Source organism: Marseilla massiliensis (assembly GCF_023336985.1).
Classification (GTDB): domain Bacteria; phylum Bacteroidota; class Bacteroidia; order Bacteroidales; family Bacteroidaceae; genus Prevotella; species Prevotella intestinigallinarum.
Genome location: NZ_JAMBLP010000008.1, coordinates 121,157 through 144,056 on the forward strand (window position 1 = coordinate 121,157; position 22,900 = coordinate 144,056).

21 protein-coding genes are annotated in these 22,900 nt (G+C 55.9%); 7 read left to right on the plus strand and 14 right to left on the minus strand.

All coding sequences use genetic code 11. The features are described from left to right. Nucleotides 1-30 precede the first annotated feature (30 nt). Entirely contained in the window at nt 31-2,538 is a 2,508-nt protein-coding gene (locus tag M3089_RS07880) for a YfhO family protein (RefSeq protein WP_205109024.1), read from the minus strand. A 151-nt stretch (nt 2,539-2,689) separates the two neighbouring features. On the opposite strand from M3089_RS07880, the gene M3089_RS07885 reads away from it, so the two are divergent. Both M3089_RS07885 and M3089_RS07890 read left to right on the plus strand, forming a co-directional pair. Further along, on the plus strand, nt 2,690-3,376 hold the full coding sequence (locus M3089_RS07885; RefSeq protein WP_205109022.1) for a 5'-methylthioadenosine/adenosylhomocysteine nucleosidase: 687 nt from the start codon (nt 2,690-2,692) through the stop codon (nt 3,374-3,376). A gap of 53 nt (nt 3,377-3,429) precedes the next feature. Beyond that, nucleotides 3,430-3,909, plus strand: coding sequence for an S-ribosylhomocysteine lyase (locus M3089_RS07890; RefSeq protein ID WP_249083167.1), 480 nt, complete (start codon nt 3,430-3,432; stop codon nt 3,907-3,909). A gap of 251 nt (nt 3,910-4,160) precedes the next feature. On the opposite strand, the gene typA is transcribed toward M3089_RS07890, so the two are convergent. Then, the gene (typA, locus tag M3089_RS07895; protein ID WP_205109019.1) at nt 4,161-5,963 is read right to left on the minus strand and encodes a translational GTPase TypA; all 1,803 of its coding nucleotides are present in this window, start codon (nt 5,961-5,963) and stop codon (nt 4,161-4,163) included. Continuing rightward, nucleotides 5,942-6,511 (minus strand): hypothetical protein, encoded by a 570-nt coding sequence (locus tag M3089_RS07900; protein WP_249083169.1) that lies wholly within the window; start codon nt 6,509-6,511, stop codon nt 5,942-5,944. Before M3089_RS07900 ends, typA begins: the two co-directional genes overlap by 22 nt. A 54-nt stretch (nt 6,512-6,565) precedes the next feature. On the opposite strand from M3089_RS07900, the gene M3089_RS07905 reads away from it, so the two are divergent. From M3089_RS07905 to rpsO, 4 genes are all read left to right on the plus strand, one after another. Continuing rightward, nucleotides 6,566-7,111 carry a CD225/dispanin family protein gene (locus tag M3089_RS07905; RefSeq protein ID WP_249083171.1) on the plus strand — a complete coding sequence of 182 codons (546 nt, stop codon included), beginning with the start codon at nt 6,566-6,568 and terminating at the stop codon, nt 7,109-7,111. Nucleotides 7,112-7,166: 55 nt separating this feature from the next. After that, nucleotides 7,167-7,433 (plus strand): CD225/dispanin family protein, encoded by a 267-nt coding sequence (locus M3089_RS07910; RefSeq protein WP_249083172.1) that lies wholly within the window; start codon nt 7,167-7,169, stop codon nt 7,431-7,433. 175 nt (nt 7,434-7,608) lie between these two features. After that, the gene (locus M3089_RS07915) at nt 7,609-7,992 is read left to right on the plus strand and encodes a DUF2752 domain-containing protein (protein WP_205109012.1); all 384 of its coding nucleotides are present in this window, start codon (nt 7,609-7,611) and stop codon (nt 7,990-7,992) included. Nucleotides 7,993-8,209: 217 nt separating this feature from the next. After that, nucleotides 8,210-8,479, plus strand: coding sequence for a 30S ribosomal protein S15 (gene rpsO, locus M3089_RS07920; RefSeq protein ID WP_205109011.1), 270 nt, complete (start codon nt 8,210-8,212; stop codon nt 8,477-8,479). Between the two features lie 223 nt (nt 8,480-8,702). Here rpsO and folK read toward each other — a convergent pair whose 3' ends face one another. The 6 genes from folK to M3089_RS07950 all read right to left on the minus strand — a co-directional run bounded on the left by folK (nt 8,703) and on the right by M3089_RS07950 (nt 13,201). Then, nucleotides 8,703-9,119: a 2-amino-4-hydroxy-6-hydroxymethyldihydropteridine diphosphokinase gene (folK, locus tag M3089_RS07925; protein WP_249083174.1), complete on the minus strand. Its 417-nt coding sequence runs from the start codon at nt 9,117-9,119 to the stop codon at nt 8,703-8,705. A gap of 32 nt (nt 9,120-9,151) precedes the next feature. Next, on the minus strand, nt 9,152-10,312 hold the full coding sequence (queA, locus tag M3089_RS07930) for a tRNA preQ1(34) S-adenosylmethionine ribosyltransferase-isomerase QueA (RefSeq protein ID WP_249083175.1): 1,161 nt from the start codon (nt 10,310-10,312) through the stop codon (nt 9,152-9,154). Between the two features lie 4 nt (nt 10,313-10,316). Further along, nucleotides 10,317-11,036: a tRNA pseudouridine(55) synthase TruB gene (gene truB / locus M3089_RS07935; protein ID WP_205109007.1), complete on the minus strand. Its 720-nt coding sequence runs from the start codon at nt 11,034-11,036 to the stop codon at nt 10,317-10,319. Continuing rightward, the gene (locus M3089_RS07940; RefSeq protein WP_205109005.1) at nt 11,036-11,890 is read right to left on the minus strand and encodes an undecaprenyl-diphosphate phosphatase; all 855 of its coding nucleotides are present in this window, start codon (nt 11,888-11,890) and stop codon (nt 11,036-11,038) included. The genes truB and M3089_RS07940 overlap by 1 nt, the downstream gene beginning before the upstream one ends. 1 nt (nt 11,891) lies before the next feature. Continuing rightward, a complete protein-coding gene (locus tag M3089_RS07945; protein WP_249083177.1) occupies nt 11,892-12,170 on the minus strand; it encodes a DUF3098 domain-containing protein in 279 nt (92 codons plus the stop codon). A 152-nt stretch (nt 12,171-12,322) separates the two neighbouring features. After that, nucleotides 12,323-13,201: a cell division protein FtsX gene (locus tag M3089_RS07950; RefSeq protein WP_205109001.1), complete on the minus strand. Its 879-nt coding sequence runs from the start codon at nt 13,199-13,201 to the stop codon at nt 12,323-12,325. 271 nt (nt 13,202-13,472) lie between these two features. On the opposite strand from M3089_RS07950, the gene M3089_RS07955 reads away from it, so the two are divergent. Then, on the plus strand, nt 13,473-14,249 hold the full coding sequence (locus M3089_RS07955) for a radical SAM protein (RefSeq protein WP_249083178.1): 777 nt from the start codon (nt 13,473-13,475) through the stop codon (nt 14,247-14,249). Nucleotides 14,250-14,756: 507 nt separating this feature from the next. Here the strand turns inward: M3089_RS07955 and M3089_RS07960 are convergent. The 5 genes from M3089_RS07960 to M3089_RS07980 form a co-directional block, all read right to left on the minus strand. Then, nucleotides 14,757-16,874 carry a hypothetical protein gene (locus tag M3089_RS07960; protein WP_249083181.1) on the minus strand — a complete coding sequence of 706 codons (2,118 nt, stop codon included), beginning with the start codon at nt 16,872-16,874 and terminating at the stop codon, nt 14,757-14,759. Between the two features lie 565 nt (nt 16,875-17,439). Continuing rightward, nucleotides 17,440-19,554, minus strand: coding sequence for a hypothetical protein (locus M3089_RS07965; protein WP_249083183.1), 2,115 nt, complete (start codon nt 19,552-19,554; stop codon nt 17,440-17,442). A gap of 45 nt (nt 19,555-19,599) precedes the next feature. Next, nucleotides 19,600-20,241 (minus strand): hypothetical protein, encoded by a 642-nt coding sequence (locus M3089_RS07970; RefSeq protein WP_249083184.1) that lies wholly within the window; start codon nt 20,239-20,241, stop codon nt 19,600-19,602. A gap of 36 nt (nt 20,242-20,277) precedes the next feature. Beyond that, nucleotides 20,278-21,144 carry an Omp28 family outer membrane lipoprotein gene (locus M3089_RS07975; RefSeq protein WP_205108992.1) on the minus strand — a complete coding sequence of 289 codons (867 nt, stop codon included), beginning with the start codon at nt 21,142-21,144 and terminating at the stop codon, nt 20,278-20,280. An 8-nt stretch (nt 21,145-21,152) separates the two neighbouring features. Next, nucleotides 21,153-22,877: a DUF6029 family protein gene (locus M3089_RS07980; protein WP_394802267.1), complete on the minus strand. Its 1,725-nt coding sequence runs from the start codon at nt 22,875-22,877 to the stop codon at nt 21,153-21,155. Between the last annotated feature and the right edge of the window lie 23 nt (nt 22,878-22,900).

Consider the following 22,900-nt stretch of genomic DNA (forward strand, 5'->3'; position numbering starts at 1 on the left):
CCATCCGGCCATCGATATGTCACAACCGCCTTACCCTTCTGCGGCCGGCCCGCCCTTGCGGCGCTTGCGCCACTCGAGATAAACAAGCAAAAGCACCACCACGGCAAGTATGGCGTAGGCCGCATAGGCTATTGTCTCGGTGGCATCGACCGACCTGGGGAAGAACTTCAGCTCGACGGTGTGGCGGCCGGGCTTGACGTTGATGGCGCGCAGCACGTAGTTGACACGCCCTACCTCTACCTCCTGACCGTCGACAGTGGCCGTCCAGCCCGGGTAATATATGTCGGAGAACACTATTACGCCGCCCTTCGACGAATTGACGTCGTAGGTCAGCTTAGTGGCATCGTAAGCGGTGAGCCTGACAACGCTCGTGCTGTCTTGCGTCTGGCTCTGCCCGAGGCAGTCGGCAAACTTCTTGTCGGCCACAGCCTCGTGGCGCAGGCTTACCTTACCCACCATTTCGAGCTCTTGGTTGGCGTTGTCGACATAGCTTACCTTGTCAACAAACCATGCATTGCCATAGGCATAGGGGTTTAGCAGCGGCACGGTTTGCCCCGACTGCAGCGGCATTATGAAGTACTTGGCGTTGAGCATGTTGAGCACGGGGAATATGCTGTCGCCGTTGATTCGCGTCATGTCGCCTGCATTCTCGGCCACGGCAGCAAACAGCTTCTGCATCTCGGGCGAGATGTATGCCTCTATCAGCTCCTGGTAACGGCGCAGCTTGGCGGCGTGGTAGCCGCCTACGCTCTTCAGGTAATACGATGTCTCGTTCTCGTTGAACGTGTTCGTGGCAAGGTTGAGCACGCGGTAGTAGAGCTGCTTGTCCTGAAGTATCTGCTGCTCGGTCTGCGTCATCTCCACCGGGGCGGTGCGCACGCTGGCGTCGACAAACATATCGTCGTGCAGGTAGCGCTTGTTTACCTGCCACATGTCAATAAGGCAGAGCACCGTGACGGCCCCGACCATGTAGGAAGCCTTAAGCTTGCGCGCCTTGAAGAGCAGCAACAGCAGCGTGCCGGCCACCACAATCCAGAACGACCGCCAGCAGTCGGCAGTGAAAATGGCCTTACGCATCTCGGTGAGGTTGGCCAGCAGCGGCTGCAACTGGTCGGCGGGAATCTGCGACATGGCCTGCATCTCAGCCGACGAGACGTATTCGGGGAAGAAAAGGCCCGGCATCAGCGCGAACAGCAGGGCCATGCCGCCCGTCAGGCCGAAGCTCACGTAGACGAGCTTTATCTTCTTCGTGAGCAACTCGGGCTCGTCGACAAGCCTCTTCAGCGCCAGCATGGCCAGCAGCGGGATGGTGAACTCGGCAATGACGAGTATTGAGGCCACCGTGCGGAACTTGGCGTACATGGGCACATAGTCTATGAACAGGTTGGTGAACCACATGAAGTTGTGGCCCCACGACAGCAGCACGGAGAGCACGGTCGAGGCAAGCAAGGCCCACTTCATGGGCCCCTTGACGATGAACAGGCCGAGAATGAACAGCATCAGCACGAAGGCGCCCACGTAGACCGGGCCGCTCGTGCCGGGCTGCTCGCCCCAGTACTGCCCCAGTTGCTGGTATATCTGCACGTAGTTGTTGTCGGCGTGCTCCATGGCCGTCTCGTTGAGGCTCAGCGGCACCGATGCCCCGCCCTTGGCGTTGGGCACGAGCAGGGTCCACGTCTCGCCCACCCCGTAGCTCCACTGGGTGATGTAGTCGCGGTCGAGGCCGCTGCTTGTCTGGTTGGCCGTATGCTCCTTGACCAGCTCGCTCTTGCCTCGCATCGACTCATGCGAGTATTCCCACGTGTGGTAAAGGTTTGAGATGTTCATGCAGATGCCCAGCACGGCGGCGGCGGCACACACACCCGTGGCCTTTAGGAAAGCCGCCATGCGGCGCTTCCGTATGGCGTCGACGAGGAAAGCCACTATCATGAAGAAGATGATAAACAGGTAGTAGTATGTCATCTGCACATGGTTGGCGTGCACCTCAAGGCCGGCAAACAAGGCCGTGAGTATGAAACCCCACAACAGCTTGCCCCTGTAGGCCAGCACAACACCGGCAATCATCGGCGGCAGATAGGCCAGGGCCATCACCTTCCAGATGTGACCTGCGGCTATGATTATGAAGAAGTAACTGCTGAAAGCCCATACGATGGAGCCCAGCACGGCCAGCGACTGCCTGAAATTGAAGGCCCGCAGCAGTATGTAAAAGCCAAGCAGGTAGGCAAACACATACCATACGTAGTCGGGAAGCCACAGGTGGTAGGCCGTCTCGACGGTCGAGAGGATGCCCGAACTGTCGTACGACGGGGCGATTTGGTAGGTGGGCATGCCGCAGAAAAGGGTGTTGGTCCACCGTGGGGTTTCGCCCGTGCGGGCACGATAATCGGCAATCTCCTGGCCGGAACCGCGCCCGGCCGAGGCGTCATGCTGGTAAAGGATGCGCCCTTCCGTGTCTGCCGGGAAGAAATAAGCGAACGAAAGAACCGCAAACAAGAGCACTGCCAACACATCGGGCAGGCATCGTTTCAATGTCTTCATCTATATAATTGTTTTTATTATTGGTTCAATTCACGGGTGCAAAGATACGTTTTTTAATTCAAAAAGCACCAAATGGCATTGCATAACATCGGCCTCAAAGACATAATTCATATTTATTTGCTATCTTTGCACCATCAAATCAAGACACAAAATGAGAATAGGCATAGTCATAGCTATGGACAAAGAGTTCGCCCAGGTGTGCTCGATGCTGGGCGAAGTGAAGCAAACGGCACGGCGGGGCAAGACTTACACCACCGGCACCATAGGCAGCAACGAGGTCGTGATGGTGCAGTGCGGCATCGGAAAAGTGAACGCCGCCATATGGACGACAGACATGGTGAACGCCTTTAGCCCCGACGTGGTCATCTCGACGGGCGTGGCCGGCGGTGCCTCGACGGCCCTCAACGTGCAGGAAGTGGTGGTGGCAACAGAGTCGTGCTACCACGACGCCTACTGCGGCAGCGACCAGCAGTACGGCCAGATAATGGGCATGCCGCCGCGGTTTGCCTCTGACAAAGCCCTGCTGCGGGCGGCCTCGGCCATCGACTGCGGCACGAAGATAACGCCGGGGCTCATCGTCACGGGCGACTGGTTTGTCGATTCGCGCGACAAGATGCGCGCCATCGTCGCCCACTTCCCCGAAGCCATGGCCGTAGACATGGAGTCTGCCGCCATAGCACAGGCCTGCCACCAGTTCGGGGTGCCGTTCATCAGCTTCCGGATAATAAGCGACATACCGCTCAAAGACGACAAGGCAAGCCAGTACTTCGACTTCTGGGAGCGCATGGCCGACAGCTCTTTCCACGTGACAAGGGCCCTGTTGGAAAGCATATCGTGACTTGCGGCAGCAACAGACAACAGACAGCACAACCACACCAAAACGTTATTGAGATGGACAAGATACCAAGTTTCACAATCAATCACAACCTCCTGCTGCGCGGCATATACGTTTCGCGCAAGGACAACGTGGGCGGCGAGACCGTGACCACGTTCGACATACGCATGAAAGAGCCCAACAGGGAGCCCGCCATGCACCCCGGCGCCCTGCATACCATTGAGCATCTGGCCGCGACATACCTCAGGAACGACCCCGAATGGCGCGACCGTATAGTCTATTGGGGGCCGATGGGATGCATGACGGGCAACTACCTGCTCATGAAAGGCGACCTGGAGAGCCGCGACATCGTCGACCTGATGCGCCGTACGTTCGGCTTTGTTGCGTCGTACGAGGGCGACGTGCCCGGCGCCGCGCCCAAGGACTGCGGCAACTGGCTGCTCCACGACCTGCCGATGGCCCGGTGGGAGGCCCGCAAATACCTGACCGAGGTGCTCGACTGCATAAAGGACGAGAACATGGCCTACCCTGAATAGGCCTCAACCACAACAACAGCGCCGCCCGGCCACCCCCGTTGGGGATGGCCGGGCGGCGTTTTCCGACACCATGCCATACATTTCCAACACAGCCGACGTTGCCATGCAAGGCCACCGTATGGCAAGCAAAAGGGCAAAGGCCTGACCGAGCCGCACGGCCTCAAGCCATGCCCCGATCCGCCTTTGCCCTGTTTTCGCATTGCGGCACCGGCGCCGCAACAATCCAGCTGCGTATATCCTGGCCAAAAGCCTTACGACTTCTGGCTCTTCTTGCGCTCGTTGTGGTCGAGTATTATCTTGCGCATGCGCATGCTCTTCGGCGTTACCTCTACCAGCTCATCCTCCTTGATGTACTCCAAGGCCTCCTCGAGCGAGAGCACGGTGCGGGGTATTATGCGCGCCTTGTCGTCGGAACCGCTGGCCCGGGTGTTCGTCAGCTGCTTGGCCTTTGTAACGTTCACCACGAGGTCGTTGTCGTGAACGTGCTCCCCTACGACCTCGCCGGCATACACCTCCTCGCCCGGGTCGATGAAGAACTTGCCGCGGTCTTGCAGCTTGTCGATAGAGTAAGCATAGGCGGTGCCCGTCTCCATGGCAATCATCGAGCCGTTGATGCGGCGGCTGATGTCACCCTTGTAAGGCTGGTATTCCTTGAACCTGTGGGCCATGATGGCCTCGCCCTGGCTTGCAGTGAGCACGTTGGTGCGCAGGCCGATGATGCCCCGCGACGGCACGTCGAACTCGATGTTCACCCGGTCGGCCTGGCTCTCCATCGAAGTCATCTCACCCTTGCGCCTGGTAACCATGTCAATCATCTTGCTTGCAAACTCTTCGGGCACGTTGATGGTAAGCTCCTCGATGGGCTCACACTTCACACCGTCAATCTCTTTGTATATCACCTGTGGCTGGCCCACCTGCAGTTCGTAGCCCTCGCGGCGCATGGTCTCTATCAATACCGACAGGTGCAGCACTCCGCGCCCGCTCACTATCCACTTGTCGGTGCTGTCCTCAAACTGGCGCACGCGCAGGGCGAGGTTCTTCTCGAGCTCCTTCTGCAGGCGGTCGTTGATGTGGCGGCTGGTGACAAACTTGCCTTCCTTGCCGAAGAACGGCGAGTCGTTGATGGTGAACAGCATGCTCATGGTAGGCTCGTCGATGGCTATGGGCGGCAGCGGGTCGGGATTCTCGAAGTCGCAGATGGTGTCTCCAATCTCGAAACGCTCAAGGCCGATGATGGCGCAGATGTCGCCGCTGGCCACTTCGGGCGCCTTCACATGGCCCATGCCCTCAAACGTGTGCAGCTCCTTGATGCGCGTCTTCTCCATGGAGCCGTCGCGATGGGCTATGGTGACATTCATGCCCTCGCGCAACACACCGCGGTGCACGCGCCCCACGGCAATGCGGCCTGTATAGTTGGAGTAGTCGAGCGACGTGATGAGCATTTGCGGCGTGCCCTCAATCACCTTCGGCGCCGGGATAACCTCGACAATCTTGTCCAGAAGGTAGTTGATGTCGCCCGTGGGCTCCTTGTAGTCTTCGCCCATCCAGCCGTTCTTGGCCGAGCCGTAGACCACGGGGAAGTCGAGCTGGTCTTCGGTGGCGTTGAGCGAGAACATCAGGTCGAACACCATCTCGTACACCTCTTCGGGGCGGCAGTTGGGTTTGTCGACCTTGTTTACCACCACTATGGGCTTCAGCCCTATCTGCAGGGCCTTCTGCAGCACAAACCTCGTCTGCGGCATAGGGCCCTCAAAGGCGTCGACGAGCAGCAGACAGCCGTCGGCCATGTTCAACACGCGCTCCACCTCGCCGCCGAAGTCCGAGTGGCCCGGGGTGTCTATGATGTTTATCTTCGTTCCTTTCCAATTGATGGAGACGTTTTTCGAGAGGATTGTTATGCCCCTCTCGCGCTCCAAGTCGTTGCTGTCGAGCACTTGCCCGCTGAGGTCTTGCCCGTCGCGGAACAGGTTTCCGGCGAGCATCATCTTGTCCACCAGCGTTGTCTTTCCGTGGTCAACGTGGGCAATGATTGCTATGTTTCTGATGTCTTGCATTGAGTTGTTACCTTAAAAACCGCTGCAAAGTTACACATTTTAATCCACAATAAATAATCATGCGCGGTATTTTTAACACGCACGGGCAAAATATGTTTGTTGCGCAAGGGCTGCGCCGGCACGCCACCACGGCCGGGCGAGAGCCTACCTGCGCAACGCGAAATATGCCGACACGCAACGGCAGCCGTACGGCCAGGGCCGTTTTGCCAAACAGGACGGCCCGCTTGGCAGTGCAAAACGACCCAAACGGCAAGCCAAAACGGCCCGTTCTGCACAGCCATGACCAAGGCAAGGCAAACAGGCTGTGGCTCAACCGGTTGCGCAAAGTGCCACGACATGACTAAAAACTCACACCACATGGCGCCACACCATGCGGCGACGACGCAGCCAAGCCACACCGCCACCACCCCGCCCGCAGCACCGCAAACGCCCGGCACGTCTGGACGACAAACCGGGACATACCGAAAACCAGCACAAATTAGCAGCGAAAACAACCGAAATGGGCAACGCCACTGCATCACAACATGCCGAATTGAAACATTTTTCATGTTTTTTCATTGCCGTTTGCAATTTTATTCGTACATTTGCATAAGGCTTGGAGCATGGGAGGCAAGGCAAAATGCCACGCCACGGAGCCACAAAGCAACACCGGGCCGACACTAACGAACATACAGACCGACATGGACTACTACATCATCAAAGACAACCGGAGGCAAGGCCCTTACTCTATAGAATACCTGAGAGAAACAGGGCTGACACAAGACACAAAGGTATGGCGCGAAGGACTGGACGGATGGACAGTCGCCGCCGACGTGGCCGAGCTGGCCGAGTTTGCACTGCCTGCAGCCCCGCCGCCGGTGGACGCGCCGCAAGACAGCAAGGCCGAGGCCACCCGCCCGCCCATGCCGAAGACATGGCTGGCCGAATCGATAGTCGTGACGCTGCTGTGCTGCATAGTGTTCGGAGTGATAGCAATAGTATATTCATCACAAGTGGAAAGCAACTACCTGCAAGGCAACTACGAAATGGCCGAATACAAGTCGCGCCAGGCGCGCAACATGGTGTTCTGGGGCATTGGCATAGGGGCCGGCGTGGCAGTACTGTACATAGGCTTCATCGTCATGGGCGCATTGCTCTCTGCACTGTGACCCACCTGCAAACGACCGTCAACAATTATCAATAACAACTTAAAACAAAGCTATCATGGAAGAAAACGTACAACCAAAGACGTGGCTCGTTGAGTCAATCCTCGTGACCCTGTTCTGCTGCCTGCCGTTCGGCATCGTTGGAATAGTCAACGCCGCAAAGGTCAACTCGCTCTACGCATCGGGCAACATAGAGGCTGCGCAGCAGGCCAGTGCCACTGCCGCCAAGTGGACAAAGATAGGATTCATAGTGGGTATAGTGGTCATCATCGTCTATGCCATCAGCTACGGCGTGATGCTGAAGTCGGCACTGCCCGACATGTAGGCGCTACCGCGCGGCGCAGCAAAGCACGGCAGGCGCCGCAAAGCCAAAGCAAGAAAAGCCACAAAGGCCCATCACGCCACAGCGGATGGGCCTTTGCCATGGCCGGGCTATGGGCCGGCAGGCCGCGCAGGCCACTGCCCGCCGCCACACCCGGCAACAAACAGCAAACCAAACAATGACGAAAACAGCAAGAATAGCCACAACGGCACTCGCGGCATGTGCCATAGCATTGGCCGGGGCGGCCTATTTCGCGCTCGACCCGGCCACGAACGCCATATTCCCACGGTGCCCGTTCCTGACGCTGACTGGCCTGAAATGCCCGGGATGCGGCTCGCAAAGGGCCATCCACTGCCTGCTGCACGCCGACATCAGGGGGGCGGCCGCCTACAACTTCCTGCTGGTGGCCTCGCTGCCGGCCGTGGCCCTGCTGCTGGTGGGCGAACTTGTGAGAAAGCGCCGTCCGGGGTTTTATGCCGCGGTCAACAACACCAAGTTTACCGCGGGCGTGCTGCTGGCGGTGACAGGATGGTGGATATTGCGCAACATAATGGGCTGGTGAGCGCAGCGGACAGCACCGCCGGAGGGGCCCGAACACTAAATATATGTTAACGCGCCACCAATTACATGCTGACAAACAGCGTAATATGAATAAAAATAAGTAACTTTGCAGCCGCAAATTCGGAAAGTCCGATGCATTCGACGATGCGGCCGTTGTGATTAAGGCTGCCGGCATCAGAAGGATGTAATTATCAAACAAATTAATCAAACAAAAAACCATGTATTTAGACAAGGCAAAAAAGGAAGAGATTTTCGAGCAGTATGGAACGTCAAAGACCAACACAGGGTCGGCTGAAAGCCAGATTGCGCTGTTCACATACCGCATCGCCCACCTGACAGAGCACCTCAAGAAGCACCACAAGGACTTCGTGACCGAAAGGTCGCTGACCAAGCTCGTGGGCAAGCGCCGCGCACTGCTCAACTATCTCTACGACCGCGACGTAAACCGCTACCGCGCCATCATCAAGGCTCTCGGCCTGCGCAAGTAACAGGCAAGCGCCAGGCGGAAAAGGAAAACAGGCAGGAAGCACCGGCAAAACGGAGCTTCCTGCCTTTGCTTTTGCCCCACGGCAAGCAGCCGCAGCAGCCAGGGGGCCATGGCGCAGAGCCGGCCAGATATATGCGAAAGGCGCCACAGGCAGTACAGCACTGCCTGTGGCGCCTTGTTTCATGGCCAAGCGGACGCATGCCCGCTGACAGGCCGAAAGCCCGTCAGCGCCCCAATATCTCGTTGAGGGGCATCATCACGAAGTCGCGCTCGTGCATGAGCGGATGCGGAATCTTGAGGTCGGGCTCGTCGACGGTGATGTCGTCGTAAAGCAAAATGTCGATGTCGATGGGCCTGTCGGCATAGCACCCGCCAACCGACTTGCGCCTCCGGCCGAGCTCGCGCTCTATGAGCTGCGTCTGCTCGAGCACCTGCCGCGGGCTCAGGGCCGTGCGGCAATGCACCACGGAGTTGACAAACATGTGGTCTGACTCAAACCCCCACGGCTCTGTCTCATACAGAGCGGAGCGGCCCACCACCTCGCCAACCAGCTCGCCAATCCTGTCGGTGGCAGCGGCCAAGGTCTTTGCGCGGTCGCCGATGTTGGCCCCGAGGCCAAGATAGACATCGTGGAATGCCATGCCTTCACTCATGTCGCATGCCTCCGGCCACGTCAGTCGTCAAGTATGAGCAGCGCATCGCCGTAGCACCCAAACCTGTAGCCATTCTTTACCGCCATCTTGTAGGCCTCCATCACGAGCTCGTAGCCGCCAAAGGCAGCCGTGGCCATGAGCATGGTCGACTCGGGATGGTAGAAGTTGGCCACCATGCTGTTGGCCATGCCATAGTCGTAGGGCGGGAAGATAAACTTGTTTGTCCAGCCGTCAAACTCTTTCAGCAGCCCGTCGGTGCCCACGGCAGTCTCAGTGGCACGTGCCGTGCTCACCCCGACAGCGCAGACGCGGTGGCCGGCCTGCTTAGCCTCGTTGACCACGCGGCAAGCCTCGGCACCCACAATCATCTGCTCGGAGTTCATCTTGTGCTTAGTCAGGTCCTCCACCTCGATGGGCTCGAAGCTGCCGAGGCTGCAATGCACGGTGATGAACGCCTTGTTGATGCCGCGAATCTCCATCATCTTCATCAGCTCACGGCTGAAGTGCAGCCCTGTGGAAGGTGCAGTGACAGCCCCCTCGTTCTTGGCGAAGATGGTCTGGAAGTTCTCCATGTCGTCGGCCGTGGCAGGCCTGCGGTCGATGATGTAGCGCGGCAGCGGTGCCTCGCCCAAGGCAAAGAGCTCGCGCTTGAACTCATCGTGAGGGCAGTCATACAGGAACCTGAGCGTGCGCCCGCGGCTCGTGGTGTTGTCGATGACCTCGGCCACCATCGGCCCGTCGTCGTTGAAAAACAGCTTGTTGCCTATGCGTATCTTCCGGGCCGGCTCAACCAGCACGTCCCAAAGGCGCAGTTCTTCGTTGAGCTCGCGCAGCAAGAACACCTCAATCTTTGCGTCGGTCTTCTCCTTGGTGCCGTAGAGTCGGGCCGGAAACACCTTGGTGTCGTTGAAGATGAAGGCGTCGCCGTCGTCAAAGTAGTTCACTATGTCGCGGAAACCGAGGTAAACGGGATTGCCATCGGCATCTAGCATGTCGTTGCCCTCGGCGTCTTTCTTGCACATCTCTATACTATTGCTCTTGCGGTGGGCCACCATCAGGCGGCACTCATCGCGATGGTACACCTTGTCGACGGTGCCGTCGGGATTGGGGAACGCGCGGAACGGCGGCTCAAGGGCCACCTGCGCCTCTGGCAACTTAAACTTGAATTGTGTCAGTTTCATATATTCAATCTCCTTTCAGTATATTGTCTTCAATGTCCTGTCGTTCGAGCCACGCCGGAAAGTCGTCGAGCGTCACGCAGTCTTCGGCCCTGACGGCGCCAATGCGCGTGCGGCGCAACGACGTGAGGAAGGCTCCGCTGCCCAGCTCGCGGCCAATGTCGCGGGCCAGGGCGCGTATGTATGTGCCCTTGCCGCAGACCACCCTGACGGCAAGCCTCATGCGCGTGGCATCAAAATCCATAAGCTCTATCTCGTCGATACGCAGCGTCTTGGGCTTGAGCTCCACGTCGCGCCCCTTGCGCATCAGGCTGTAAGCCCGGGCCCCGCCCACCTTGCAGGCAGAGTATTCGGGCGGCACCTGGCTTATCTCACCCACAAAACGGGCCAGCGCGGCCTCGACCTTGGCGCGCGTGATGTGCGCCGTGGGATAGGTGGCGTCGACGGTGTGCTCCATGTCGAAGCTCGGAGTGGTGGCCCCGAGCTGCATGGTGGCCACATACTCTTTGGTGGTGAGCTGCAGCCTCTCAATCTCTTTGGTCTTCCGGCCGGTGCAGAGTATGAGCACGCCGGTGGCCAACGGGTCAAGCGTGCCGGCGTGGCCGGTCTTGAGCCGCTTCACGCCGAGGCGCTGGGATATGAGGTAACGCACCCTTGCCAACGCCCCGAAGCTCGACATACCGTAGGGTTTGTCAAGATAGATGTACTCTCCCTCGGTGAAGTTCATTATGCCATCTCAAGTGTGTGGCCAGTGAACAGCAGCGCAAGGATGACCAGCCCGACGATAATGCGGTACCAGCCGAATGCCTTGAAGCCGTATTTTGTCACATAGCTGATGAAGAACTTTATGGCAAGCATGGCAACGACGAATGCCACGAGGTTGCCTACGATGAGCGCCCCGAGGTTGTTCATGATTATGTCGGTGCCGCCTTCGCTGAAGAGCTTGTACATCTTGTAGACCGTGGCGGCAAACATGGTGGGCACGGCGAGGAAAAACGAGAACTCGGCCGCGGCCTTGCGGGTGAGCTTCTGGGCCATGCCGCCCACGATGGTGGCCATGGAACGCGAAACGCCCGGTATCATCGAGATGCACTGGAAGAGGCCCACCATGAACGCACGGCGCTCGGTCATCTTGGTGCTCTCGCTGCCGTTGCCGAACAGTTTGTCGCAAAAGAGCATGAACACACCGCCAACCACGAGCATGATGGCCACAACCATGACGCTCTCGAGCATGGCGTCGATCATGTCGCTGAACAAAAGCCCGAGCACGGCGGCTGGGATGAAGGCCACCAGGAGCTTCCAGTAGAAGTCGAACTTGTGGAGGAAACGCTTGACAGCCGAAGCCCCCTCGGGCAGCGGCTCACGGTTGAGGCGGAAGAAACGCTTCCAGTAGAGCACCACCACAGAGAGTATGGCACCAAACTGGATGATGAACGTGAATGCCTTGACAAACACGGTGCTCTCTACGCCAAGCACGTTTTGGGCAATTATCATGTGGCCTGTTGACGACACAGGCAGGAACTCGGTGAGTCCCTCGACGATGGCGATGATTATCACCTCGAGCAATGTCATGTCTCCCATCTTACTCTGCCGTTGCCTCCTGGGTTGGTTCTACACTCTCTAAGGCCTCGCCTGCAACAGACTTTGGCTTGCGGATAATGGCGTAAACCATGCCGACAAAGCCGACAAGGCACACAACGGGAGCCACCTTGATGCGGCGCGCACTGAAGATGTCGGGGTTATACACGTCTTCAGTCGACCCGGGCCCGCTCATGAGCACGAAGCCGACTATCACTATTGCCATGCATACTGCCAGCAATATGAAATTCGTACGGTCGAATGCTAAATTTCTCTTGTCCATTATAATTAAACTAATACTCTTATCAAAAACCAATATGCAAACGCCCCCACGGCGGCAGACTGCGACGCACGCCGGGCCGGAGCCGGCTGCATGCAGCCGTGGCTGCGGCCACGCAATGGCACCCCCGCGTGGCTGCCGGAGCGGGTGGCAGGCTAAATCTTATACAAGTCGCCGGCCGACATGCGCAGGAACTTGTTGACCGAGATGCAAGAGCACAGGGTGGTGATGACTATGCCGAACACAAACACGGCAACCCCGGTGATGGCAAGCTCGCGCCATGTGACCACGGCCACTATCGAAGGCTCGTAGGTATAGAGCAGGTAGGCCCCGCCGCCAAGCACACCGCAGGCCAGCACAGCGGCCAGCAGGCCTATGCCTATGGCATTGCGCAGGAACGGGCGACGTATGAAGCCCCACGAGGCACCGACAAGCTTCATCGTGTGGATGAGGAAACGGCGGGAATAAACGCTCAGTTTCACGGTGCTGTTAATCAGGGAGAACGAGACACACGTGAGCAGGACGGCCAGCGCAAGCAGCACCACGCTGAACTTGCGCAGGTTGTTGTTGACGCTGTCCATGAGGTCTTCCTGGTAAGCCACGTCGGTAACACGGCTGTCTTTCATGAGCTCGGCCGATATCCAACGGAGCGAATCGCGGTTGGCATATTCCGACTTCATGCGCACCTCGAGCGTGGCCGAGAACGGGTTGAAGCCGAGAAACTCAGACGGGTCGGCGCCCATGGCGGCCGTCTGCTCCCGCTGGGCCTGCTCCTTGCTTATGTAGTCAACGTTGCGGGTGTAACGCCGGCGGTACATGTCGCGGCACATCAGGCGCGCCTGATTGTCGGTCACGCTGTCGGCCAACATCACCGTCACCGTGAGGTTTTCCTTAACGTAGGCCGAAAGGTTGCGGGCCGTGAGCACGAAAAACACCAACAGCCCAAGCAAAACGAGCACCATTGTGGTGCTTATACACAAAGTAACCACCTGCAGCCCATGGCGGCCGCCGGCTCTTTTACGTCTCTTTCCCATTATCTTAGCAGGATGTAATACATCTTAGATTGTGCAAAGTAACAAAAAAATCCGTTCACGGGCAACTGATTAACTACTATTAACAACGGGTGTCGCATTATTTTGTATACCTTTGCAGAAGACAAGATGCACCCGGGCAAGAGTGGCAATGCCACGCCTTCGGCCCCGGTCTTGGCACGGCGGCGCGGCCGAAGGCGCCGGCCGGGCCCGAGGCCGGGCATCTGGCGGTGCCGGACTGCACCATCAACGTATTAACCAAAAGAAATGAATCATGAGCACTGTGATATACCCTTCGCCCATTTTCGGGCCGATACACAGCCGGAGGCTGGGAGTATCTCTTGGCATCAACCTGATGCCGGCCGACGGCAAGATTTGCACTTTCGACTGCATTTACTGTGAATGCGGACTGAACGCACAAAGGCGACCTGCACTGCCGAGACCCACTCGGGAAGAGGTGGCTGGCGCTCTCGAGGCAAAGCTGAAGCAGATGGCGGTCGAGGGACTGCTGCCCGACGTGCTGACGTTTGCCGGCAACGGCGAACCTACGCTTCACCCCGACTTCGCAGCGATAATAGGCGACACTATATGCCTGCGCGACAGGTATGCACCGAAGGCAAGGATTTCGGTGCTGAGCAACTCGACGGCGGCCCACAGGCCCGACGTGCGCAATGCGCTCATGCGGGTTGACAACAACATTCTGAAACTCGACACGGTAGACCCGGGGTATATCAACCTGGTGAACCGACCGGCATGCAGATTCAATGTGGACGACGTGGTGTCGACACTGAAGTCGTATGAAGGGCACCTGATAATACAGACAATGTTCATGAAAGGGTCTACGGGGGGCGTGAGCGTTGACAACACGGGCGAGGAATATGTAGGCCCGTGGCTTGATAAGGTGGTAGAGATTGCGCCGCGTGAAGTCATGATATACACCATTGACCGCGAAACGCCCGACCACGGCCTGAAGAAAGCCACACGCGACGAACTCGACGCCATCAGAGACAGGGTGATTGCTGCGGGCATTCCGTGCACAGCTTCATATTGAGCCCAATCGGCCATCATATCCGCCGGGGATGCGCCTTTGATGCTTATCACGGCCTTATGGTGCTTTCGCTCTGTTGCCGGCATATTGCCTGACGCATTGCCGCGCCGTTGCCCGCCAAGCCGGGGGCAAAGGCGGCGGCCAATATGCCCAGCAACCGGGCGGGGGTGCCTTGCCCCATAACGAGGAATTGGGGGTGAACAGGATGCCACCATGCATAGGCCGACGCCACAGACAAGCGGAGATGAAGCCGCTTGGGACATAATAGTGACAATTGGGGCCAAGGGGAAGGCTGCCATCAACCCACAGGCGGACGGCTGGCCACAAAACCACCAGGCAGCGGCACGACGCCTACGGCACGGCCGAAAACCGAATGACGACAAAAAGGCCGCAGGAAACAGTTTGTTTCCTGCGGCCAAAATATAAGGATGCGCGGCCATTCTAAATATAACCGATGCACTTGCCGATTATGTCAAGACACACCGGGGTAAACGAGGTAAACAATCTGCATTACTTGACCATCACCTTCTTTGTGGTGCCATCGGAGTACTTGACGATGTTGAGGCCCTTCTGAGCCTTGTCAAGACGCACGCCGTTGACATTGTAACGGGCCACCACCGTTGCACCGTTGGCATCGTCGGTAACACCCTCGATGGATGCGCTGCCGCCATTGCCGAGGCTCACCTGTGCCGCATTGACTATTGAATAGTTGTTGCGGTTGAGGAGAAGGGCCGTGAGATACAGTTTTTCCTTGTTCTGTATGAGCGTATTGGCCGATATGTCGAGAGTGGTGCTGTACGACAGTTTCTCATCCTTCATCACCACCGAGGGCACACTCTCGTCTATGCCATTGAGGGCATCCCACGCCTGAACAATCACATTGTCGTATGCCATATTAACATAACGGCCTGCACTTGTCCAACTACCAAAGTCGGCATTATATCCTGTGCCGCCTGAAAATCCATTGGCCTGATACCAGGTGTGGTCGTCTTTCTCGCCTTGCATGCCGTCTTCTGAAAGCACGAAGGCTATGGCATAAGGATTGGCAGAGCCAAGACTGATGCGAGAGCAGCCGAAGCTGAAATCAACCTTGGCATTGATGACCGACTTGCCTGTGTCGGCCCAGTCGGCCGTGAGAGCCACCGTTGCCTCTGTTGGCATAATCTCTTTAACGAATTCTACATATTTGTAGGAACCAAAAGTAAGTGTGCTGCTTGCCGGATCTGCATATGGGTCACCAAAAGCCGAACGGTCGTACAAGGCTATGGGGAAATCGGGGTTGTATGCCCTAATAACATCATAATAAGAAGCACACTCCATCGGATCGACGTCTTTCTCGTCCCTCGAAGCATGCCCCGCAAGGATGATTATGTCGTCGCCATACCTCTCCTTCAGCTTATGCACACCGACGTGGCCACGAGGACAGTTAACGCACCAAGTACCGGTGAACTCTTCGACAACCGACGTGCGCTTGGCCGACTTCTCAAAGGCAAACACCTCATATGAAGTTGACGGATTCGACGAAGTGTTGACCTCGCCATTGACTTTTGTTATCTTAAATTCCACTTGATGGACGCCCTCGGTAGTGAAGGTGTAAGGCACTACAAGTTCGTCATTGCCGCCTCCGGCAAGAGGGGCCGGGAAGTTGTATGTCTGCTCCTTTTGGGCCTCGCCATCGACTGTAAGCACAAAGCTCACGTTGTCAATTGCGGAAGCTGCATTATTGTAGACGGCAGCCGACAGCCTTGTCTCCTGGTTGATCAGCGCCGGCTTCTCAAGCTGCTTGTCCATTGAGACATTGGCATGTGAGCAGTTGGTGACATCAAGACGGGCCATCGCAACCAAGCTGCCAAGTTTCAACAATGACATGTCAAGAAAGACGTCTTGATTTTGTGCTGGAACACCAAAGAAGAAACCGCCACTCATGGGTTCACCCCAGAACACCAGAGGGCTCTCTGTTGTTGTTGTGAAAGAAAAGCCAATGAGGCATCCGTTCTCCGGAATGGTGTATTTGGAAGCCAGCTCAAGGTCCTTGAGGGCAAACATGTTCCTACCCGCCCCCTTCAACTCGAAGTCGGCTAGATTCTCGTGATAGTCGGCCATGTCGGGCGTTTGCGGGAATGATATACTCCCTTGGGCATTTGACTTAACACCGTCTATCCACAGCTTTACGTTTGTGTACTTGCCGACACCCAACACCATTATGACTGAATCGACCACGGCCTTGGCATAATTGCCGGGCACCATAAATGCCACGTTATAGTTGGTAAGTTGTGCGTAAGCACTGGCCTTGTCATCAAAAATAACTGAAATGATTTTCCAACCTATTGCTGAAAACTTGCCATCTTCACTCATCGGGTAGGCGAACCAAATGGTATTATCTTCTCCTGCACGACGCATCGGAGCAGGCTTTTTCATGCTGCGCAACTGCGAAGGCATCTGTGCTATGCCCAACGGATGTTGGGACGCACCGGCGAACCCCATGTCACCTACTTTTAAGTTTGCTGACTTCTCCATCAACGAGCTAACGTTTTCTACTTGCTGAGGATTCAGCACAACAGCCTCCTGCGCGCTCACGGAGCCGAGGGAAGCCAACATAGTTACGCCTAAAAGCAACCTTTTAATCATAACGATAATTTTTTAGTTAAACATTAATTTAATTAATAGTGATTTAATATATTTATTTCTGGCCGCGACACCCTTGGAAGGAATGTACGCTACTGCATGTCAAACGTTACGAAGAGAGTCGAACATGGGCATGACGGATTGTGACTATAAAAGCCTGCGCAAGGCTTGCGTGACAACGCAAAGGCGCATGGGCGGCCGCATGTCACACATAACGACTTTAGTTAAACATGAACATTGTGAACCGTGACTCTGACTTCGGGCTACAGCCTCGCCCTCCTGCATTACAAGGGGTGGGATGCTGCATCTGCCATGAAACGAACTTTGTTAAACATAAACATAATGAATAGTGACTTAAGTTAATACTACTGACTGTGGCCCCATGTAACGGAAGAGCCTGCCGCTATGTGTGCCGGGCCACCGGGTGGCCGGAGAACGATCATGTGAAAGCCGCAGGAAACACGCAGTTTCCTGCGGCTTTGTTGTTATGCATTGCTGCCCGCGACTTCCAACAAGCCTGTTGTGCCCCGCATGAGGGGCATAACCCGCAGACAACAATATGCTTGATTTACTTCACGATTACCTTCTTGGTGGTACCGTCGGAGTACTTAACTATGTTAAGACCCTTCTGTGCCTTGTCAAGGCGCACGCCGTTGACATTGTAACGGGCAACCTCGGCTGCTCCGTTGGCATCGTCAGTGACACCCTCGATGGCTGAGCTGCCACCGTCGCCGAGGCTCACCTGTGCCGCATTGACTATTGAATAGTTGTTGCGGTTGATGAGAAGGGCTGTGAGATGCAGCTTTTCCTTGTTCTGTATGAGGGTGTTGGCCGAGATGTCGAGAGTGGCGTTGTATGTCAGGTTCTCACCCTTGAACACAGTGGAAGGCACGCTCTCGTCGATGCCGAGAAGCGCATCCCATCCCTGGACGACAACGTTGTCGTAATCCATCTTTACATATTCGCTTGCGCTAACCCAGCTCAGCATATTGTCATCATTGCCGAAACTCGTTTCGCCTGAATAATAGTTGTACTGCAGCCACTGCTGGCCCTCGCCGGTCATGTCGTCTTCAGAGAGCACAAAGGCAACGGCATACGGATTGGCGGAACCAAGGCTGATGCGCGTGCAACCGAAGGTGAGACCGACGTTTGCATTGATTACATTCTTGTCTGTGTCGCCCCAGTCGGCGGTAAGGGTAACTGTTGCCTCAGAGGGGAACGATGAGTTCAATATATCAATATATTGGTTGGCACCGAATGCATATTGGTTACCGTCGATGCCCTGGTATGCGTCGCCAAGCAGGCAACGGTCGTAAAGGGCTGACGGGAAGCCCTGGGCGAAACCGTAAACAACGTCTAAGTATGTGGCACACTCCATCGGGTCGATTACTGTAGAACTGGATGATGCATGAGCGGCAAGGGTTATAATGCCTTCACCATAACGCTCCTTCAGCAATTCAAGGCCAACATGGCCGCGAGGGCACCATCCGCACCATGTGCCGGTGAACTCCTCGACAACCGGTGTGCGCGTGGCTGATGTCTCAAGGGCCAGCACATCGAATGCCGTCGAAGCAGATGTCGAAGCGTTTGCCTCGCCGTTTACCTTGGTAATCTCTATGCTGACTGGGTGGATGCCCTCTGTTGTGAATGTGTAAGGAACACTGATGTAACCGCCAGATCCACCGGGCAGAGACGAAGAGAAATTAAGTGTCTGCTCCTCCTGGGCTTCGCCGTCGACAGTGAGGACATAGCTTACGCTTGTCACATCGGTGGCGATAGCGTTGTTGTATACAATCGGTGAAAAATCATAAGCGGTATTCATCAGCACGGCTGTCTCGGGAATCGTTTGTATCGACACATCGTTCTGCGAGCAATTGGATATGTCCATCAATGCCATGATGGGCAGATTGCCGAAAAGGCCGTATGATGCCATGTTGTTCCACAACATTTCGCCCTGGTAAGGCATCTGCATGTAGAAGGCACCCGACGATGATTCAACATTCCAAGTGAACAATGGAAACTCTACGGTTGTTGTAAACGAGATGCCGATGAAGCATCCGTTATCAGGCACTGTATACGGGGTTGACAATTCGTAGCCCTCTTGAGTAACCATGCCGGACGGGGCATCAACCTGGTGGTCACCAATGTTCTCACAATAGTCGGCCTCTTCGGGGGTTGACGGCAGGATGATGTACTGGCCGTCTGTCTCGTAAGCACTTACCCAAATCTTAAAGTTTGAATAGGCGCCAGACGGGAACACTGAGTAAACAGAGTCGATAACGGCCTTGGCATAAGTAGATGGAACATATACAGCTACATTGTAGTCTGTGAGGCCGGCCATAGAAGCATCATCAAACACCTCTGAAAAAGCATTCCATCCCCACACATAGCCGGAACCTTGTGAGTTCATGGGATAGCCCCACAGAACATAAGAGGTTGCGTCTGCACGCTGCATGGGCGCAAGTTTCTTGGCACCATTGGCCGTCGAGGAAAGCTGCATCGGACGGCCCGATACCTTGTTGACAACACTCAAGCCGAAGTCTGGCAACTTCAGGCTTGCTGCCTTCTGAACCTGCTTGCTACTGTTTTTCGCAAAGCCGGAGCCGAGCCTGATTGCGTTCTGGGCATTCGCCGTACCCACGAAAGCAACCATGGCTAAGCATAAAAGTAATTTTTTGATCATAACCCTAAAATTAGTTTCAGTAAATATAAGATAGACTAAGCAATCTTATCTAACCACGTATTTGCGGGCAGTGTGGGTGTTCGCATCCACCAATATATACACTCCCGCACGAAGCGAGCGGAGACCCGACGCCGAGACTCCCTTGGCTACTACGCTGCCTGTAAGGTCGTAGACATCAAACGATGCCGATGCAATGCCGGCATTGCCAATGCCCGATGTCGCGTTGCAGACAAACTTGATGTACACTACATGGGTCTCACGACCTATGGTTACACTAAGCTTGGTTAGCATCTCGCCGTTCTTGACATCTTCCACATGAATGTCAACACCCATGCTGCCATTGGGACCTAATCCCAAAGTGGCGGTGTAAGTTGACCACACGTTGGTCCTGCACTCACCACCCATGCAATTCACGGGGTAAACGCCATCACCCAACGAACCGCTAACGTAGCTATAGTTAATCTGGATTTGACTTCCTTTCAACTCGCTTGACGTCAGGTTACAAAGCACCAGCCGATTGCCCATGTAGCAGTCCTCCCGCATAAACAGCGGCTCATAAGTGGAAACGAACTCTACTGTAGAGCCTTCGGGAACGGTCTTGCCATCCATACGGAACTCAAACGTCTGCGCTACAACCATCACTGTTGATACAACAGCAAGGATAAATGTAATAAACAATCTTTTCATGCCTATAACCTGTTAAGTTTGTAATGTTTTAATTAATCACTCCGACGGCAGGACTTCGGTGCGCGCAGCCTGAACAACGCCGGATGAATTGTCGACGAAAGCAACGACAGCCATGTGGCGCGGACGCCATATATCGTCGAGCTTTATCGTTGTGGTGTATATTTCCTTCATATCTTCGCCGGCACTAATTGTGACAGGAACGCCATCAATCGGCGTGGCTGATGTGCGGAAGATGTTGTTGAAACGGTGGTCTATGACCGGCCCGCTACTAAAAAGCTGCATCGTAACGATGCTGTCTTCTGTGAGCCAAACATGGGCGTTGCCGGTGAAATCGGACTTGGCGCGGCCCATGACGCTGACCGTCACGCTACGGTCAGCCTCGTTGTATGACGAACGGGCGGAAAGAGCAACCGTAGTCTCGCGCCTTAGCCCGTTGACAATGGCCGTGAGCCAGTTGGGCTGGCTTAGCACCCCACCAGTGCGGTCGATGATGGCATTAGGCTCGCTCTGCAGACCGTATCGGCTGAAGAGTTGTTCGCCGAAATCGGTGGCCAAGCCCTCAAACTGCGGATTCTGGCCCACCCCTATGGCGAGATTCATGTTCCTGCCTGCATGTATTGAAACTACAATGACTTTGTTTGGCCCGCCGTTGGCTTCTTGCATAACTTCGAGAGCCTCGGATGCAGCCGGACAGTTGACGCACAACTGGCCGGAGAACTCCTCAACCAACACTGAGTGGTATATCGGGGCGTTGATGTCGGTAGTGTCAGAACCGGTGCTGTCGCCGGGTGATATGGGGTCGTCGACAGCAAGGTAACGGTCGCCATCGCTTATCTGGTCGCAAGAGGCAACTCCCATCGCCACGAGGGCCAAAGCCATGAATACTGATTTCTTTAACTGCATAGTCGATGTCAGAAATTAAAGTTGTACGACATTGTCACTCCCTTGCTTGCCGGCACCCAGCGGCATACGCCGCCTGAGCAGTTGAAGCCAGCACGGGTGCGCGCATATCCCACCTGTAGACGATGGGCACCTTTGGCAAATGTGACTGAACCGTTGTAGTAATGTATCTCGTCACCGATGCTGTATTCATCCGAAACGGTGAACATCAGGTATGGCAACACAGACAGCTCGAGCAGTCCGTAGACGCAATCACAGTCGCCATCTTCATTGTTCACACCCGAAGTCATGTCGAGATACTGGGCCTCTGCACGCAGGGTGAACTTGTCGTTGAACTGATACTTGCCCTCAGCCACGTAGATGTTGTTGTGGAGCATGCCGCCGTGGCCCTCTACCGCTGTCTTGTTGTAGAACTGGTTCATGTACATAAGGTTGAGCTTGAAGGCCTTGGTGAACTTCTTCTCAATCTGTACGTTGAAGTCCTGATAGTACTTAGAGTCGCCCCACTTGAAGAAAGCAGAGCCGTAGCCGTCGGTTCCGGGATAGTAACCGTTGGAACCCTGCATGATGCCGTCGGCGTAACGAGTGTTCTTGGCAATGGAGTGAACATGCGAGAAGTTCAACTTAACCTTCGTGCCATACTTACCTCCGAGGAACGAATGGCGCTTGAAGTTGTAAGCCAGCTCGGCCTGGTAAGCCCATTCGCCATCGGGCTGCGTGGCATACGGATAACGTGCGGCAAGAGCATAGGTGTGCTCCATCGTGAACGCAGGCAGGTGATTGATGAACGAAGAGTTCTCCGACAGCGACGGCAGTGTGCGCTGGCTGCGGAACGACATGTTGTCACTGCGCTTGGCCTGCACCAAGAAGCTCATGCCACGCTTGGAGTAACTGGCCGACAACATGGCCACATACCCCTTGCGGTAGATGTAGTCGTTGTCTTGCGACGGGTCTTGCGACTTCTGGGCATACTCGGCCAGCACGTTCCAGTTGCCGGTCTGCAGGCGCAGGCGCACGTCGAAGGCCTGGACATCGGTCGGGAAGTTAAGGCGCTGCTTGCCGTCGTAACTCACAATCATCTCCTCGTCGCCTTCGTGCTTGTTGACAAACGAGGCGCCAAAGGTGAGGTATGTGTTCTTTTCCTGCATCTTCTTGAACCACTGGTCAACACTCAACTCAACGTCGGCACCGCCAACCCACGAGCGGTTGAGCCCCTCAAACGGGCCTCCGTCATGCCAATAGCGGCGCTGCTTGCCTGCCAGCACCTTCACCGTAGCCCAGTTGAAAGGCTTGTAGACCAGTCGGCCGCCAAGCAAAGAGTTGTCGATGCCGAGGCTGCGCTCCTCATACGTGCGGAGAATGAAGCCCGAACCGAACTGCTCGTAGAAATTACCGGCGGTCACCTCTACATTCTTATACTTACCCTTAACATAGATGTAGGGTATTCCCCACCCCTTGTAGTCGGGCTCGAATCCGGGAAGCGGGTGGTCAAGATATTCCACACGCGCCCCGGCGTCGATGTACTTGCTCGACAAGTTGACCTCGCCAAAGGTATTGGTGAGGGCAAACTCGCTATAATCCTCAGCGCCAATCGTCGCGTCGGACTGCGGTATAAGGATGTCGCTCTGTATGCTACCGCTCACCTGAACCTTGTTGCCACCGGCTTCCGATTCCTGGGCCATGGCCACAGACGCACAAGCGACGCAGCATCCAAATACGGATATTAGTCTAAACAGTCTCAAAACAATTGGCTTAAAGG